At 75.9% G+C, this 16,041-nt stretch carries 13 protein-coding genes and 1 pseudogene; 8 read left to right on the top strand and 6 right to left on the bottom strand.

The window, feature by feature from the left end:
* Positions 1–13 precede the first annotated feature (13 nt).
* The 4 genes and pseudogenes from OG946_RS34555 to OG946_RS34540 form a co-directional block, all read left to right on the top strand.
* A pseudogene (locus OG946_RS34555) lies at positions 14–630 on the top strand (glycosyltransferase); the annotation flags it as partial.
* Positions 631–667: 37 nt separating this feature from the next.
* On the top strand, positions 668–1,501 hold the full coding sequence (locus OG946_RS34550) for a glycosyltransferase family 4 protein (protein WP_326800464.1): 834 nt from the start codon (positions 668–670) through the stop codon (positions 1,499–1,501).
* A 71-nt stretch (positions 1,502–1,572) separates the two neighbouring features.
* A complete protein-coding gene (locus OG946_RS34545; protein WP_326799872.1) occupies positions 1,573–3,396 on the top strand; it encodes a serine/threonine-protein kinase in 1,824 nt (607 codons plus the stop codon).
* A 12-nt stretch (positions 3,397–3,408) separates the two neighbouring features.
* Positions 3,409–4,470, top strand: a complete 1,062-nt coding sequence (locus OG946_RS34540) for an acyltransferase domain-containing protein (protein WP_326799871.1) — start codon at positions 3,409–3,411, stop codon at positions 4,468–4,470.
* Between the two features lie 15 nt (positions 4,471–4,485).
* On the opposite strand, the gene OG946_RS34535 is transcribed toward OG946_RS34540, so the two are convergent.
* The 5 genes from OG946_RS34535 to OG946_RS34515 all read right to left on the bottom strand — a co-directional run bounded on the left by OG946_RS34535 (position 4,486) and on the right by OG946_RS34515 (position 9,508).
* Positions 4,486–5,247 carry a crotonase/enoyl-CoA hydratase family protein gene (locus OG946_RS34535; protein WP_326799870.1) on the bottom strand — a complete coding sequence of 254 codons (762 nt, stop codon included), beginning with the start codon at positions 5,245–5,247 and terminating at the stop codon, positions 4,486–4,488.
* 91 nt (positions 5,248–5,338) lie between these two features.
* A complete protein-coding gene (locus tag OG946_RS34530; protein WP_326799869.1) occupies positions 5,339–6,403 on the bottom strand; it encodes an NUDIX hydrolase in 1,065 nt (354 codons plus the stop codon).
* Between the two features lie 54 nt (positions 6,404–6,457).
* Positions 6,458–7,660, bottom strand: coding sequence for an alginate lyase family protein (locus OG946_RS34525; protein ID WP_326799868.1), 1,203 nt, complete (start codon positions 7,658–7,660; stop codon positions 6,458–6,460).
* 109 nt (positions 7,661–7,769) lie between these two features.
* Entirely contained in the window at positions 7,770–8,393 is a 624-nt protein-coding gene (locus tag OG946_RS34520; RefSeq protein ID WP_326799867.1) for a helix-turn-helix transcriptional regulator, read from the bottom strand.
* On the bottom strand, positions 8,390–9,508 hold the full coding sequence (locus tag OG946_RS34515; RefSeq protein ID WP_326799866.1) for a threonine synthase: 1,119 nt from the start codon (positions 9,506–9,508) through the stop codon (positions 8,390–8,392). The genes OG946_RS34520 and OG946_RS34515 overlap by 4 nt, the downstream gene beginning before the upstream one ends.
* A gap of 148 nt (positions 9,509–9,656) precedes the next feature.
* Between OG946_RS34515 and ggt the strand changes: the two genes are divergently transcribed.
* Positions 9,657–11,465 (top strand): gamma-glutamyltransferase, encoded by a 1,809-nt coding sequence (gene ggt / locus OG946_RS34510; protein ID WP_326799865.1) that lies wholly within the window; start codon positions 9,657–9,659, stop codon positions 11,463–11,465.
* Positions 11,466–11,628: 163 nt separating this feature from the next.
* Positions 11,629–12,867, top strand: coding sequence for an alginate lyase family protein (locus tag OG946_RS34505; RefSeq protein WP_442814571.1), 1,239 nt, complete (start codon positions 11,629–11,631; stop codon positions 12,865–12,867).
* 166 nt (positions 12,868–13,033) lie between these two features.
* On the opposite strand, the gene OG946_RS34500 is transcribed toward OG946_RS34505, so the two are convergent.
* Positions 13,034–13,498: a Dps family protein gene (locus OG946_RS34500; protein ID WP_326799864.1), complete on the bottom strand. Its 465-nt coding sequence runs from the start codon at positions 13,496–13,498 to the stop codon at positions 13,034–13,036.
* A gap of 280 nt (positions 13,499–13,778) precedes the next feature.
* On the opposite strand from OG946_RS34500, the gene OG946_RS34495 reads away from it, so the two are divergent.
* Both OG946_RS34495 and OG946_RS34490 read left to right on the top strand, forming a co-directional pair.
* Positions 13,779–14,870 (top strand): peptidoglycan DD-metalloendopeptidase family protein, encoded by a 1,092-nt coding sequence (locus tag OG946_RS34495; RefSeq protein ID WP_326800462.1) that lies wholly within the window; start codon positions 13,779–13,781, stop codon positions 14,868–14,870.
* A 102-nt stretch (positions 14,871–14,972) separates the two neighbouring features.
* The gene (locus OG946_RS34490) at positions 14,973–15,983 is read left to right on the top strand and encodes a LacI family DNA-binding transcriptional regulator (protein WP_326799863.1); all 1,011 of its coding nucleotides are present in this window, start codon (positions 14,973–14,975) and stop codon (positions 15,981–15,983) included.
* The last annotated feature ends 58 nt before the right edge of the window (positions 15,984–16,041 follow it).

The following is a 16,041-nucleotide window of genomic DNA, read 5'->3' as shown; positions in this document are numbered from 1 at the left end:
ACGGCAGGATCGCCCGGCTCGGCGGCCCCGGGCCGGGGGATTGCACCAGAACGCAAACAAGGGCGTCCGTCTCGCCGCCCCCTTCGTCCTCGGCGCCCGGGGCATGTCCGCCGCCCGGCTCGGCCTCCCCACCGTCGCCGTGTACCAGACCGACCTGGCCACGTACGCCCGCACCTATCTCGGCGCGGCACCGCGCTGACCTGGCGCCGGCTGCGCGCCGTGCACCGCCGGGCGGACCGTACCCTCGCCCCGTCCCTCACCGCGGCCGCGGACCTCGCCGCGCACGGCGTCCCGCGGGTACGCCTCTGGGCCCGCGGCGTCGACGCGCGGCGCTTCCAACCCGGGCACCGCGACGAGAGGCTGCGCCGCGAACTCGCCCCGGGCGGCGACCTGCTCGTCGGCTACGTGGGCCGGCTGGCGCCGGGGAAGCACGTCGCCCTGCTGCGCGAGGTGTGCGCGGAGCCCGGGATACGGGTCGTCGTCACCGGCGAAGGACCCAGCGAGGGCGCGCTGCGCGCCGCGCTGCCGGGCGCGCACGTCACCGGCCGGCTCACCGGTGCCGAGCTGGCGCGGCTGTTCGCCTCGCTCGACGTCTTCGTGCACACAGGACCGTACGAGACCTTCTGCCAGCTTCGTCACCCGCGTCTCCGGCGGCCTCCGCACCGCCCTGCGCGAACTCGGCACCGGCTACCGGGCCGCGGGCCAGGAGCCCGTCCTCGTCGTCCCGGGACCCCGGTACGCCGACATCCGCGAGGAGCAGGGCCGCGTCATCACCCTGCCCGGGCCGCGCGTGCCCGGCGCCGGCGGCTACCGGGTGCTCGCCGACCGGCGCCGCGTGGAGCGGCTGCGCGCGCGGTACGCGCCGGAGCCGGGCACCGTGCTGCTGGTGCTGTGCTCGCGGCTGCACCCGGAGAAGCGGCCGGGCCGCGCCCTGGACGCGCTCGCGGTGCTGCGCGGCCGGGGCGTGCCGGCGCGGCTGGTGGTCGCGGGCGACGGGCCGCTGCTGCGGGGGTTGCGGCGGCGGGCGCGCGCGGAGCGGCTGCCGGCGACGTTCCTGGGCCAGGTCTCGGACGCCTCGGAGCTGGCCCGGCCGCAGGCCACCGCCGACGTGGTGCTGGCCCCGGGTCCCGCGGAGACCTTCGGGCTGTCCGCGCTGGAGGCGCTGGCCGCGGGCACGCCGGTGGTGGTCAGCGCCCGCTCCGCGCTGCCGGCCCTGATCGGCACGGCGGGCGCGGCCGCGGAGGACACCGGCCGGTCGTACGCGGACGGGGTGCAGCGGCGGCTCGCCCGCCCGGAGGGCGAACGGCGCCGGGCGGCGCGGCTGCGCGCGGAGGGCTACACGTGGTCGGCGGCGACCGCCGCGTTCCTCGCCGCACACGACGCCCCGTCCCCGCTACGGACCGGCTCCCCCGCTCCGCTCGCGGCCGGCGAGGGGCCGGCAGCAACCGCAGGCGGGCCCCTCCGCCACCGCGATCACGTCGAAGTCTTCATGTACTACTGACCAGTCACCCGTCCCGCCCGCCCCACGCGACGTAAGCTGCCACTTCTTGGACACGTGATACGGGGCAGAACATGCAACTGGGGGACAACGGGGCGGAAGGGCCTGGGCGGATACTCGCCGGGCGCTACCGGGTGGTGACGCAGCTCGGACGCGGGGGCATGGGCACCGTGTGGCGGGCCGTCGACGAGCGGCTGGGGCGCGAGGTCGCGGTGAAGGAGCTGCGGGCGTTCAGCGATTCGGACGCGCGCGACCTCGCCGAGATGAGGCTGCGTACGGAGCGGGAGGCGCGCGCCGCCGCACGGGTGCGGCATCCGGGCGTCGTCGCCGTGCACGACGTGACGGAGCACGACGGCCGACCGGTCATCGTGATGGAGCTGGTCGACGGCCCGTCGCTGGACGACGTGCTGCGCGAGCGCGGCGGCGTCACGCCGGCCGAGGCGGCGCAGATCGGGCTGAAGGTGGTCGACGCGCTCGGCGCCGCGCACCGCGCGGGGGTGCTGCACCGGGACGTGAAGCCGGGCAACATCCTGCTGGAGCGCGGCGGCCGGGTCGTGCTCACCGACTTCGGCATCGCCGCCATGGAGGAGCCGGCCGACGGCAACAGCACGCATCTGACGCGCAGCGGCGAGCTGGTCGGCTCGCTCGACTACCTGGCGCCGGAACGGGCGCGCGGCGAGCAGCCGGGGCCGCCCTCCGACCTGTGGTCGCTGGGCGCCACGCTGTACGCGGCGGTGGAGGGCATCTCGCCGTTCCGCCGTACGTCGACGTGGTCGACGATCACCGCGATCATCGTGGACCCGCTGCCGGAGCCGCGCCGGGCGGGCCCGCTCGCGCCCGTGCTGCAGGCGCTGATGGCCAAGGACCCGGGCGAGCGCGCCGACGTCGACCGGGCGCGCGCCCTGCTGGAGCCGATCGCCGGGACGGCGGCGCCGCCGGCGCCGCCGGCGGCGCAGGGGCCGGACACGGTGCGGCTGGGCCGGGTGCCGGCCGCGCCGCCGCCCGGCGCGTACGGACCGCCGGCCGGGCTCGCGGCCACCGGACCCGCCGCCCCGCAGGGGCAGTTCGGCCCGCCGCAGCTCGGCCCGCCGGGGACGGAGTCCCGTACCGCCGAGCAGACGGCGCCGCAGCGGCGCCGCGGCGGACGCCGGTGGGTGCCGGTCGCCGCGGCGGCGGCCACGGTGCTGCTCACCGGCGGCGGCGTGACGTACGCGCTCGCCGGGGGCGACGACGGCGAGCCGACCGCGCGCGAGGAGACGGAGGAGCCGGCCGCCGAGGTCGTTTCGCCGTCGCCCGGGACGGGCGACGAGGGCAAGAAGCAGGACGGCAAGGGCGAGAAGGAAGAGAAGGGCGAGAAGGACGGCAAGGACGACCAGGGCGGGGACGAGGAGGACGGGCCGGCCGCGGACGGCGACGGCTCCCCCGCCGAGGAGGAGGGCGCCGCGGGCGGCGACCCCGACGGTACGGAAGGCGGTGGCGACGGCGGCGCGGGCGACGGCTCCGGCGGCGGTTCCGGCTCGGGCGGCGGCAGCACCGGGGACGGCAGCAGCGGCGGGAGTGACGCCGGCGGCGGGAGCACGTCGGGCGACGGCACCGGCGGCGGCTCGGCCCCCGACCCGTCGTGCACGCCCATCGGCGGCGGGAAGTACAACTGCGAGGTGTGGCGCACCGCCTCGTCGTACGACGCGGCGCACAGCCCGGTCGGCACGCTCTACGCCGGCACCAACTATTTCTTCTGCCAGGAGAAGAAGTCCTACCGCGAGACGTCCGGCGAGTGGACGAACGTGTGGTGGGGCAAGACGGACGACGACTCGGGCAACGCCGGGGTCTGGGTCAGCGTGGTCTACATCAAGGGCGGTGCCAACGACGCCCCCGTCCCGGGGCTGCCGGTGTGCTGAGATGATCCTGGTGTGACCGACCTGAACGCCGCCGCCGTACGGGACCAGCTCGGCCTCGACGGCACGTACGCCCCGTGGACCGACGCCCTGGCCGCCGCCCACCCCGCGCCACCGCCCGCCGGTGTGCCGCGGGGCGCGGAGCTGACCGCGCTGCTGCGCGCCGTCGGCGTCCCCGAGCGCGAGGACGCCGAGCTGACCGCCGCGCTGGCTGAGGTGACCGCCGCGGGGTCGCCGTACGCGTGGCTGCTGGACCGCGCCGTCGCCGCGCTGGCCGCCGCGATGGGGTCGGTCGGCGACGACCGGGGCGGTCCCGGCAGCGGTCCCGCGCTGCCTGCGGCGCTGGGCGCGGCGGGGCGCTGGTTCCACACCGCGGTGTTCCTCGCCGCCGTGCCGGAGGTGCGGGCGTACCATGCGCGCCGCGACGTGCCGGATGACGTGTCCCGGGCGACGCTCGCCGACCTGGGCAGCAAGGTGGGCGTCCACCGCCGGCTGCACGGCGAGGGCGGCATGGGCAACCAGCGGTGGATGACGCTCCCGTACGGCGGCATCCTCTACCGGCTCGGCCGGCTGCAGTTCAACCTCGACCACGATCCGGAGGCGGGCCGCGGCCTGGAGGTGCACATCCCGGAGGGCGGCCCGCTGGACCCGCGGGCGTGCGAGGAGTCGTACGCGCGGGCCGCGGAGTTCTTCCCGCGCCGCTTCGGTGCGTTCCTTTACGGCGCCACGGAGGGTGCGGCAGGCGGTGGTGAGCTGCGGCTGAACTGCGCCTCGTGGCTGCTCGATCCGCGACTCGGGCAGTATCTGCCGGCCGACAGCAACATCATCCGCTTCCAGCGCCGCTTCACCCTCGATCCCCACGAGCCGGCGCGCGTGCCCGAGCCGGACGAGCACGGGCTGGCGGTGCCCGACCGCGGGATCGTCGAGTTCGTGTTCCGGCGCGTCGTGCGTACGCCCGCGGACGTCGCGGCGCTCCCGGCGCGTACGACGCTGGAGCGCGCCGTGGTGGCGCACATCGCGGACGGGGGCCACTGGGGCTCGCCGCGCGGGTCGTTCATGCTCCCGGTCCCCGGCTGAGCGGCGGCCCGCGGCTCAGAACGCCCCGTGCCGCCCCTCCCCCGCGGCGAAGCGCCCGGCCCCGGCCGCCGCCTCGCCGAGCGCGGCGCTGCCGTGGCGCAGCTCCGCCGCCATGGCCTCCGCCTCCGGCAGGCCATGCTGCTCCAGCACGGAGGCGCGGTCGGCGCGCAGGCAGGTCTGCGGGAACCTGGCGATCTCCGCGGCCAGTTCCTCGGCCGCGGCGCGCGCCTGGCCGGGCGGCACGAGCCGGTTGGCGAGCCCCATCTCGTACGCCTCGGAGGCCGGGACGGGGCGTCCGGTGAGGATGAGGTCGAGGGCGCGGCCGGTGCCGATGAGCCGCGGCAGCCGTACGGTGCCGCCGTCGATCAGCGGCACGCCCCAGCGGCGGCAGAAGACGCCGAACACCGCGTCCTCCTCCGCCACCCGCAGGTCGCACCAGAGCGCCAGCTCCAGCCCGCCGGCGACCGCGTGCCCGCTGACGGCGGCGATGACGGGCTTGGTCAGGCGCATCCGGGTGGGGCCCATGGGCCCGTCGCCGTCGGGCGCGACGCGGTTGCCCGCGGGGGTGCCGATGGCCTTGAGGTCGGCGCCCGCGCAGAACGTGCCGCCCTCGCCCCACAGCACGGCGGCGCGGGCGCCGGGGTCGGCGTCGAAGTCCCGGAAGGCGGCGGCGAGTTCGGCGGCGGTGGGGCCGTCGACGGCGTTGCGGACCCCGGGGCGGGCGAGGACGACGGTGGTGACGGGGCCGGTGCGCTCGATGCGTACGTGTCCGCTCATGACCGGACGTTACCAGCGCGTAGGGCAGCGGGAGAACGGGCAGATGCGCCGCCGGTACGCCCGGTCCTTACGGTACGGACCGGCCCTCCGCTCAGGCCGGCCGGCCCGCGACGAGGTCGAGCGGCCCGCCGCCGTCCTCCAGCGCACCGAGGCCGGCCCGCGCGATGGCGGCGCCGCGCGGCGGCAGCAGGTCGTCGAACTCGTCGGGCGCCGCCAGCCGCCAGTCCACGATCTCGGTGCCGTCGACCCGCACGCCGGCCAGGTCGGCGGCGTCCAGCACCCCGCCGTCGTACACGTACACGACGAGCGCGGGCGCGGGCCTGCGCGAGGCGAAGTCGACGGCGAGCAGCCGGCCCAGCGGCCGGTCGAGTCCGGTCTCCTCGCGCAGCTCCCGCCGCGCCGCGGGGCGCGGGGTCTCGCCGAGGTCGCTGTCCACGCCGCCGCCCGGCAGTTGCCAGCGGCCGTCGTCGCGGTAGCCGGCGCGGACCAGCAGCAGCCGGCCCGCGCTGTCGCGCACCAGTGCGCCGGCGCCGACGAGCACGTGCGGGCGCACGGCGAGGTACGAGGACGGGTCCAGCGCGGCGGCGTGCTCCAGTTCTGCGCGGCGGCCGGCGGAGACGGCGGCGCACGAGCCGGGCTGCGGTTCGCCGCCGACGAGGTGGGCGACGGCCCCGGTGTCCCAGGCGTCCAGCGCGGCGCGCAGCCGGCGGGCGGCGAGTGCGGGCAGGGCGGCGAGGGCGGCGCCGCGGTCCAGCCAGCTCGTGGTGAACCCGGCGGGGTCCCCGTCACCGGCGGCGCCGGGCGCGGCGGTCAGGGCGGCGGGCGGCGGCGCGGCCGCGTAGAGGTGGACGAGCCCGGCGCGGCCGCCGGCCGGGGGGACGGAGTCCACCGCGAGGAGCCGCCCGGCCGGCAGGTCGGCGCCGAGGGCGTCACGCAGCGCGCGGGTCAGCGCCTCCTCCGGCGTCTGCCGGCCGGAGACGGCGACGCCGGGCAGCACGGGCTCGGCGTCGGCGGCCGGCTCGGCGGGCAGCAGCACGAGGACGCGCCCGGCGCGGTCCTGCACCACGGCGGTCGCGGTCACCGCGGGTCCGTGGGCGGCCTCCGCGTGCGGGGGCGGGCTGTCCGGCTGGGCGGCGGTGCCGGCGGTCGTGAGCATGTGACGGCTCCTCGGTTCGTGGTGGACGGCTGGTGGCCGGCGGGTGGCCGGGCGTCAGCCGGGGTTGGCCGCGTGCGTCAGGGTCTCCCAGGCGACGAAGAGGTCGTCCGTGCCCGCGGGCCGCTGCCGTGCGAGCAGCTTCGCGGTCTGCGGCAGGTCGACGCCGAGCCGGTCGTGGTAGTGGTGGTACGCCACCTCCAGGTCGGGGCCCATGGTGCGCTCCACCCGGCCGCCGCACAGCGACGCGGGCGGGCGCTCGCCGAGCTGGTAGCGGGCGTGCAGCTCCAGCGCGGCGGTGATCCGCGGCTGTACCTCGGCGTAGAGGTCCGTGCCCTGGTGCCAGGCGGTCTCGGCGATGTGTGCGGTGGCGGCGAGGGCATAGCCGACGTGCATCAGGTTGCGGCACGCCTCCTGGGCCAGGCCCTCGGGGTAGGTGCGCTGGCCGAACCAGTAGGCGGTGATCTCCTTGGCGGTGTCGATCTGGCCGCCGGGCGGCGGCTTGGGCCGGGGCCCGTCGGCGTGGACGTAGAAGTACGCGGGCACGCGGGCGCGGAAGCGGCGCAGCGCCGCGTCGTAGGCGGTGCGGTCGCCGAGGAAGACGGCGATGCCGGTGGCGGCGTCGGTCATCGCCAGGTCCCAGTTGCCGTTGTAGTCGGGGACGGCGCCGGTGACCTCGGGGAGGTAGACCTCGCGCAGCAGCCGCTCGAAGCGGCGTACGTCCGCACGCGGCCAGCCGTCGTAGGTGGCGCGGACCAGTTCGGCGGCCCGCGCCCAGGAGGAGCCGGCCCAGGCGGCCTGGAGCGGGGCGTTGCCCTCGGTGTGGTCGGTGAGCCTGCCGGACCAGGCGTCCATGATCTGCACGGCCTTCTCGGCGTGCGCGCGGTCGCGGGTGACGGCCCAGATCAGCGCGTGGGTGTACGCGGCGATGGCGTCCTCGCGCTCGTCCGTGCAGCCGACGCCGGGGTTGGTGTCGGGCGGGCACTCGACGACCGGCACCGGGTGCGGGACGTAGGAGAGCCGGCCGTAGCGGCTGCGGCGCATCGCGCGGAACGCGCGGAAGGGTCTGTCGCCGTCCTTCACCCGGGAGCGTACGGCGCGCAGTTGGGGGCCGCTGACCAGCACCCCGGGGTGGCGGAACGGGGCCGCCGCGCGGCGCTGCCCGCGGGGCAGCGTCTCGGCGGGTCCTGCGGCCGCGACCACGGTGAGCAGCGCGAGGAGCAGGACCGCGAGGCGGCGGGGGAATCGACTGGGTGCCATGGCACACCTCCACCGTCAGACTCGAACGCCCGCTGTCCGTACGCATCCAGAGTGGGGCCGAACGGGGGCGGCCGGGGCACCCCGTTCGGCGGCACGGTCCCGGCCGGCGTCAGCGCAGGTAGTTGTAGACCGTCGCCCGCGACACCCCCAGCAGCCCGGTGACCAGCCGGACCGCGCTCCTGACCTCCAGCAGCCCGCGGGCGCGCAGGTCGCGGACCAGCTCGCGGCGTTCTGCGGAGCCGAGCGAGCGCGGTGTCTGGCCGCGGGCGGCCGCGAACTCCTCCACCGCCGCGCGCAGTTCGTCCGCCGTACGGGCCCGCAGGGTCTCGGTCAGCGGCAGCCCGGGGTCCGCCACGGCGGTGAGCGCCTGGAGCGTACGGGCCGTGCGGTCGAGGACGGAGACGTCGAGGTTGAGGCAGAGGGCCGCGACGTACGCGCCGGAGGAGTTCCGGATGCCGATCGACGTGCTCTTCGCGGGCCGGCCGTCGGGGAAGCGGTTGGGGTAGTTCTGGATGACCTCGGGGTAGTCCGGGTCCTCGATGCGGGCGAGGCCCAGCTCGGTGGCGGGGTCGCCGGGGCTGCGGCCGGAGAGCGGGTTCTCGATGGTACGGACCGCGTGCCGCGGGTCGCGCAGGTCGTGCAGGACGACCTCGCAGACGCCGGGGAACATCCGGCCCAGAGCGGTGACGATCTTCTCGGCCTCGCGCAGCAGCAGTTCGTCCTCGGTGCTCACGCCCCGCCTCCGAACACGTCGGCCAGCACCGGCGCCGCCTTCAGCCCGGTGCCGGTGAGCAGCACGGCCGTCGTCTCGCCCGGCCGGATGGCGCCGCGGGCGCGGAAGACGTCGACGGCCGCGGCGGCGGTGGCGCTGGTCGGCTCGGCGTAGAGGCCGAGGGCGGCGAGGCGGACGAGGGCGGCGCGGATGCCGTCCTCGCCGATCGCCGCCATGTCCCCGCCGGAGCGGCGCACGGCGCGCAGCACCTCCGGCAGCCGGACGGGCTCGCGGATGGCGGTGCCCTCGGCGATCGTCGGGGCGAAGTCCGCGGGTACGGGCCCGTCGGCGCCGGCGGCGAAGCTCGCGTGGATCGGGGCGCAGTTGGCGGGCTGGGCGGCGAGGATGCGGGGGCGGCGGTCGATGTGGCCGGCGGCGAGGAGTTCGCCGAAGCCGGCGTCGAGGCCGAGGACGGTGCTGCCGGCGCCGGCGACGGTGACGACGCAGTCGGGGGCGGCGAAGCCGAGGTCCTCCCAGAGTTCGTAGGCGAGGGTCTTGGTGCCCTGGAGGAAGAGCGGGTGCCAGTTGTGCCCGGCGTACGGGACGGCAGCGGCCCTGCGTACGGCCTCGGCGGCGGTGGCGTCCCGGCCGCCGGGCACCAGCTCGACCTCGGCGCCGTACGCGCGGGCCTGCAGCACCTTCGCCGGGGAGGTGCCCTCGGGGGCGAGGATGCGGGCGCGGATGCCGGCGGCGGCGCAGTAGGCGGCGACGGAGGCGCCGCCGTTGCCGGAGCTGTCCTCGATGACCTCGGCGACGCCGAGCCCGGCGAGCGCGGAGATCATCACGGTGCTGCCGCGGTCCTTGAAGCTGCCGGTGGGGCCGAACCACTCCGGCTTGAAGAACACGTCGCTCCCGCCCCAGCGACGGGCGAGCAGCGGGGTGCGGCCCTCGCCGAGGGAGACGGGCGCCTCGATACCGAAGGGCAGGGCGGCGCGGTAGCGCCACAGGGAGCGCTCGGCGGTGTCGATGTCGTCCCTGCCGATCCCGGGCACGCCGCCGACCTGGAGGGGGGCGCCGTCGTCTGCGCGCCAGCGGAGGGCGTCGAAGGGGTACGTGCGGCCGGATCGCTCGTCCACCAGATGAGTCATAGTGTCCAACTCTAGACGATCCGTCCAAGTCATCGGAGCCGTCGTTCCCGAACGGTTCCCTGTGCCCCGGTGACGGCGGGCGCCGCGGTCACCACAATGGGCGGGTCCGTGACGCCCACCCGGCCGGGAGGCCCCCATGCGGTTGCGCCGCCCCACCGTTCCCCTCGCCCTCGCCGCGATCCTTGCCACCGCGGGGGCCGCCGCACCGCCGACGGCCGCCGTGGCGGACGCGCCCGCGCCGCCGAAGTCCGCGGTGGCGACGGGCTACGGCGGCGCCGTGGCCAGCGTCGACGCCGACGCCACCGCCGCCGGCATCGAGGTCCTGCGCGACGGCGGCAACGCGGTCGACGCCGCCGTCGCCACCGCCGCCGCGCTCGGGGTCACCGAGCCGTACTCGGGCGGCATCGGGGGCGGCGGCTACTTCGTCTACTACGACGCCAGGAGCGGCCGGGTCGCCACCCTCGACGGCCGTGAGAAGGCCCCGCGCACCGCCGACGAGAATCTCTTCACCGAGGACGGCGCGGCGATCCCGTTCGACCAGGCGGTGACCAGCGGCCTGTCCGTCGGCGTGCCCGGCACGCCCGCGACCTGGGAGCAGGCGCTGCGGCAGTGGGGTACGGCCTCGCTCGGCGAGGCGCTGGCGCCGGCGACGCGGCTGGCGGCGGAGGGCTTCACCGTCGACGAGACGTTCCGCGCGCAGACCGCGGCCAACGAGGCGCGCTTCCGCGACTTCCCCGCCACCCGGGAGCTGTTCCTGCCCGGCGGCGCCCTGCCCGCGGTGGGCAGCACCCTGCGCAACCCCGACCTGGCCGCCACCTACGGGCAGTTGGCCGACGAGGGCGCGCGGGCGATGTACCGCGGCGACCTGGCCGCGGACGTCTCGGACACGGTGCGCCGCCCGCCGGTCGACCCGGGCGCCGACCGGGTCGTACGCGCCGGCGACCTGCGCCCCGCCGACCTGCGCGCGTACCGGGTGGCGCGGCAGCAGCCGACGCACGTCACCTACCGCGGGCTCGACGTCTACGGGATGGCGCCGTCGTCGTCCGGCGGCACCACCGTCGGCGAGGCGCTGAACATCCTGGAGGGCACCGACCTCGGCGAGCTGTCCGAGGCCCAGTACCTGCACCGCTTCCTGGAGGCATCCCGCGTCTCCTTCGCCGACCGCGGCCGGTGGGTGGGCGACCCGCGCTTCTCCCGGGTGCCGACACGGGAGTTGCTCTCCCAGTCGTACGCGGACTCCCGCGCCTGCCTCATCTCCCCCGGCGCCGTGCTCACCAGCCCGCTCGCCCCGGGCGACCCGCGCCGCCCGGATGCCTCCTGCGCGGCGAAGGGCGCGCCGGAGGGCACGTCGCACGAGGGTCCGAGCACCACGCATCTGACGACCGCCGACAAGTGGGGCAACGTCGTCGCGTACACGATGACGATCGAGCAGACCGGCGGCAGCGGCATCACCGTGCCCGGCCGGGGCTTCCTGCTCAACAACGAGCTGACGGACTTCTCCTTCACGCCGTCCGTGCCGGGCGTGCCCGACCCGAACCTGCCGGGCCCGGGCAAGCGGCCCCGGTCCTCCATGGCGCCGACGATCGTCCTCGACGACGGCGAGCCGCTGCTCGCGACGGGCTCGCCGGGCGGTTCGACGATCATCACCACCGTGCTCCAGGTGCTGACCGGCCGGCTCGACCGCGGGCTGACGCTGCCGGAGGCCATCGCGGCGCCGCGCGCCAGCCAGCGCAACACCGCCTCGACGTCGGCGGAGCCGGGATTCCTCGGGCTGCCGGCGCGCGGTGAACTGGCGGAGCTGGGGCACCGGTTCACCGACGGCGGCGAGATCGGCGCGGCGACCGGCGTCGAGCGGCTGCCCGACGGGCGCTGGGTCGCGGCGGCGGAGCCGGAGCGCCGCGGCGGGGGCGCGGCGGCGGTGGTACGGCCGGCCGGCCGGGACTGACCCGCGGCAGCGGTTCACGACCGGGACGGGGCGCCGCGCGCCCCGTCCCGGTCGTCGTGTGTACGGGTCATGTCCCGGCCCTTGACGGGCAGTTGGTACGTACCTAAGGTCACGGGCTGTCACGGTGTTCATGTGAACACTCAACGTTCATATACGCGAACGGATGGACCCCACCATGCAGGGCACCCCCACACCCGCACGCCATCGCCGCAGACCGCGCGCCGCACTGTTCGCCACCCTCGTCGCCGCCGTCACCGCCCTGGTCGCCTCGCTCCTCGGCTGGCCGGGCACCGAGCGCGCCGACGCCGCGCCCGCGAACTTCACCCACCCGGGAGTCACCGTCTCCCGGGGCCAGTTGGACTTCACCCGGGAGAAGGTCGACGCCGGCGCCCAGCCCTGGAAGGGCGCCTACGACCAGATGATGGGCAGCAGGTACGCGAGCCTCAGCCGCACGCCCAAGCCCCGCGCGGTCGTCGAGTGCGGCTCGTACTCCAACCCCAACTACGGCTGCACGGACGAGCGCGAGGACGCGATCGCCGCATACACCACCGCGCTCGCCTGGTACTTCACCCGCGACGAGCGCTACGCGCGCAAGTCCATCGAGCTGATGGACGCCTGGTCCGCCACCCTCAGGGACCACACCAACAGCAACGCGCCGCTGCAGACCGGCTGGGCCGGCTCCTCCTGGCCGAAGGCCGCCGAGATCATCAAGTACACGTACGGCGGCGGCTGGCCGAACGAGGCGCGCTTCGCGACGATGCTGCGCAACGTCTATCTGCCGGAGATCATCGGCGGCTCCACCTCCAACGGCAACTGGGAGCTGACGATGATGGAGGCGGCCGTGGGCATCGCCGTCTTCCTGGAGGACAAGGGCGCGTACGACCGGGCGATGCAGACCTTCCGCACCCGCGTGCCCGCGTTCATCTACCTGGAGTCCGACGGCGCGCTGCCCAGGACCGTACCGAAGCAGAACCTCGACACCCGGCAGAAGATCATCGACTACTGGCAGGGGCAGTCCACCTTCGTCACCGGGCTGACGCAGGAGACCTGCCGGGACTTCACCCACACCGGATACGGCCTGGCCTCGATCTCGCACGTCGCCGAGACCTCCCGGATCCAGGGCGAGGACCTGTACCGGACCGACGTCGGCGAGCGGCTGCGGCACGCGCTCGGCTTCCAGTCGCGCTACGAGCTGGGCGAGGCGCCGCCGGGCTGGCTCTGCGGCGGCAGCGTCGACCGCGGCCTCGGCCCGGTCACCGAGATCGGCTACAACGCCCTGCACCACCGCATGGGCATCGCCATGACCAACACCGGCCGCTACACCGAGCAGAGCCGGCCCGCCGGATCGAACAACCTCTTCGTGGCCTGGCAGACCCTGACCCACGCCGAGAACCCGGCCTGACACACCACCGGCCCGCACGCGGGGGGCACGTGCGGGCCGGGGCGGGGGGGCGGCCGTGGCGGGCGGCGGCGGTGACGGTGCCGCCGCCGGCCGCGGCCGGGAGGACCGCGGACCCGACGGGGGACGGATCCGCGGCCGGCTCAGGAGCCGCGTCGGCCGATCCGCGTCAGCTGATGCGGTGCGAGCGGAAGAACCACGCCTGCTGCTCCAGGTCCTGCGTCGCGGTGATGAACAGGTCCTGCGTGATGAGGTCGGTGTCGTCGGTGTCCGCCACCCGCTGCCGCATGCGCGCGGCGGCCTTCTCCAGCATGTCGGTGACGTCGTCGATGACCTTCTGGTCGGAGATCTTCCCGGGGCCGATGTCGGGCAGCGGACTGCCGGCGGCGATGGTCTTCGCCCGGCCGTCCGGGCTCACGCCCAGGGCCGCGGCCCGCTCGGCGAGGGTGTCGGCGTGCCCGCGGGCCAGCTTCACCATCTTGTCCAGCTGGAGGTGCAGCTCGCGGAAGAGGGGTCCGGTCAGATTCCAGTGCGCCTGCTTGCCCTGGAGGGAGAGATCCAGCAGATCGACCAGCGCGCCCTGCAGCGCCTCGCCGGTGACGTCCAGGGCCTTCTTGTCGAGGATCGTGGTCATGTGTGGGCGCCTCCTTGCTCGTGCTTGTGGATCCCATCCTACATTAGACTTTGTCTAACTTCTTGTCAGGCTACGCCATTCGGGGACGGCGCCGCGGGCGGGGCCGGAGAGCGGCCGGGGCGGCTGCTGCGTACGAGGTCACGGAGGCGGCGGCGTACGCCCTCTTGTCCAACCGTACGGGCACTTCTATCGTTCGCTCAGGTCTCGGCGCACGGAAAGTGACTCAGTCATGTCAGAGCGCACAGGGCGCGGCAGGCACCGCCGCTACCGCCCCGGCCCGGTGTCGCGGGCCTCCCTCACCGTCACCGCGAGCGGCGCGGGGCTCGCGCTGCCGCTGGTCGCCGGCGCCGCCGCGCCGGCCGCGGGCGCACCCGCGGACGCGCTGCACAGCCCGGCTGAGGGCCGGGCGCAGGAGGGCCTGAAGCCGCCCTCCGACGGCGCGTTATCCGACCGCGCCGACACGGAGACGGCGGCGGACGGCAGCGCCGCCGCACCGCAGGGCGGGCGGGCCGGCACGGTCGGCAAGAAGCCCGGCCACCACGAGGTCGCCGCCGGGGAGACCCTGTCCGGCATCGCCGACCAGCACCGCATACGCGGCGGGTGGCCCGCGCTGTACGAGCGCAACCGCGGCGTCGTCGGCGCCGACCCCGACCTGATCCTCCCCGGCCAGCGCCTCACCCTCCGCGGCGGCGCCGCGGCCCCGCCGAAGCCCCGCGCGGACTCCCCTACCGCCGGGAAGAAGAAGTCCGGCGACGACGGGCCGGAGGCGGCCGGGACGCAGTCCCGGAAGTCCCCGGACAAGGCGAAGTCCGGCGGCAAGACGAAGCCCGAGAAGGCCAAGCCCAAGGCCAGGCCGGCGAAGTCCAAGCCGGACCGGACGAAGCCGGACGCGAAGAAGCGGGCCCCCGCGCCCCAGGCCGAGCCCAAGGCCAAGCCGAAGCCGAAACCCGAGGCCAAGCCCGCCGCCGACTACACCTCCCCGCTCGCCGGCGCCTCCATCGGCACCCCGTACGGCGCGAGCGGCAGCAGTTGGTCCAGCGGCTACCACACCGGGGTCGACTTCCCCGTCCCGGTCGGCACCGGGGTGCGCTCCGTCGCCGACGGCGAGGTCGTCAGCGCCGGCTGGGCGGGCGCGTACGGCTACGAGGTGGTCATCCGGCACCGCGACGGCCGCTACAGCCAGTACGCGCACCTCTCCGCGGTCACCGTGAGCGCCGACCGGCCGGTCAACGCCGGGCAGCGCATCGGCCGCTCCGGATCGACGGGGAACTCGACGGGACCGCATCTGCACTTCGAGGTCCGCACCGGCCCCGGCTACGGGTCCGACGTCGACCCGTTGCGCTATCTGCGCGGGCACGGGGTGCGCATCTAGCCCACACGCGCACCGCGCTGACCTGGGGCTTGACGATTCGTCACGAGACTTCACGTACGAAGGCTTGACCCTGCCGCGCTCCAGGTGCTTAAACGTATCATCATGCCGAAGAAGACGCGTCCCACGGTCCGCGACGTCGCCGCCCTCGCCGGGGTGTCCGTCGCGACGGTGAGCTACGTGGTCAACGGGCGGGACAACCGGATCGGCGCCGACACCCGCGAACGGGTGCTCGCGGCCGTACGGGATCTCGGCTACGTGCCGAACAGCTCCGCGCGCGGGCTGCGCAAGCGCCGCACCGAGCGGGTCTGCCTGGTGATCGGCTCGCTGGGCAGCCCCGTCCAGGAGCAACTGGTACGCGATCTGCACGCGGCCGCGGACGCCGACGGCTACGGCGTCCTCACCCTCATCGTCGACTCCCCCGCGCACGCCGCGCACGCCGCCCGGCTGCTCCGCCAGGGCCTGGCGGACGGCGCCGTCTTCTTCGACTCGGCGCGCCACTTCGGCGACTTCGGCGAGCTGGCCCGCGGCCGGCTGGCGATGGTCGTGGTCGACAACTCCGTGGCGCCGGACGGCTTCGACGTCGTGCGCACCCCGGAGTACGAGGCGTGCGGCGAGGCGCTGGACCACCTGCTCGCCGCCGGCCGGCGGCGGGTCGCCTTCCTCGGCCACCGGCACGACCTGGAGCTGGGCGACCGCTCCGCGCGGCTGACCGCGTACCGGGACGCGCTGCGGCGGCACGGCCTGCGGCCGGACGGCCGGCTCGTCGGCGCCGGCGCCGACAGCCGCGTCGAGGGCTACCGCGCCACCGCCGCGCTCATGGCCCTGCCCGAGCCGCCGGACGCGCTGTTCGTGGCCTCCGACCGGGCGGCGATCAGCGCGATATGGGCGGTCCGCGACACCGGCCGCACGGTGCCCGCGGACGTGGCGGTCCTCGGCGTCGGGAACCTGGAGGAGGGCTCGGTGATCCGCCCCGCGCTGAGCACCGTGGGGCAGTGGCAGCTCGACTTCAGCCGCGTCGCCGGATTGCTCTTCGAACGGCTGGCGGCGGCGGAGCCGCCGGCGGCCCGCGAGATCGTCCTGCCCTGGTCCTTCATACCCAGGGAGTCGACGTGAACGAGCGCGCGTCCGACGGGCGCATGACCAACCGAATGCACGGCGAGAGGAGCTCCCG

Source organism: Streptomyces sp. NBC_01808 (assembly GCF_035917395.1).
Lineage (GTDB): Bacteria > Actinomycetota > Actinomycetes > Streptomycetales > Streptomycetaceae > Streptomyces.
The sequence above is the reverse complement of the archived record's forward strand: the minus strand, read 5'-3'. Positions and strand labels throughout refer to the sequence as shown.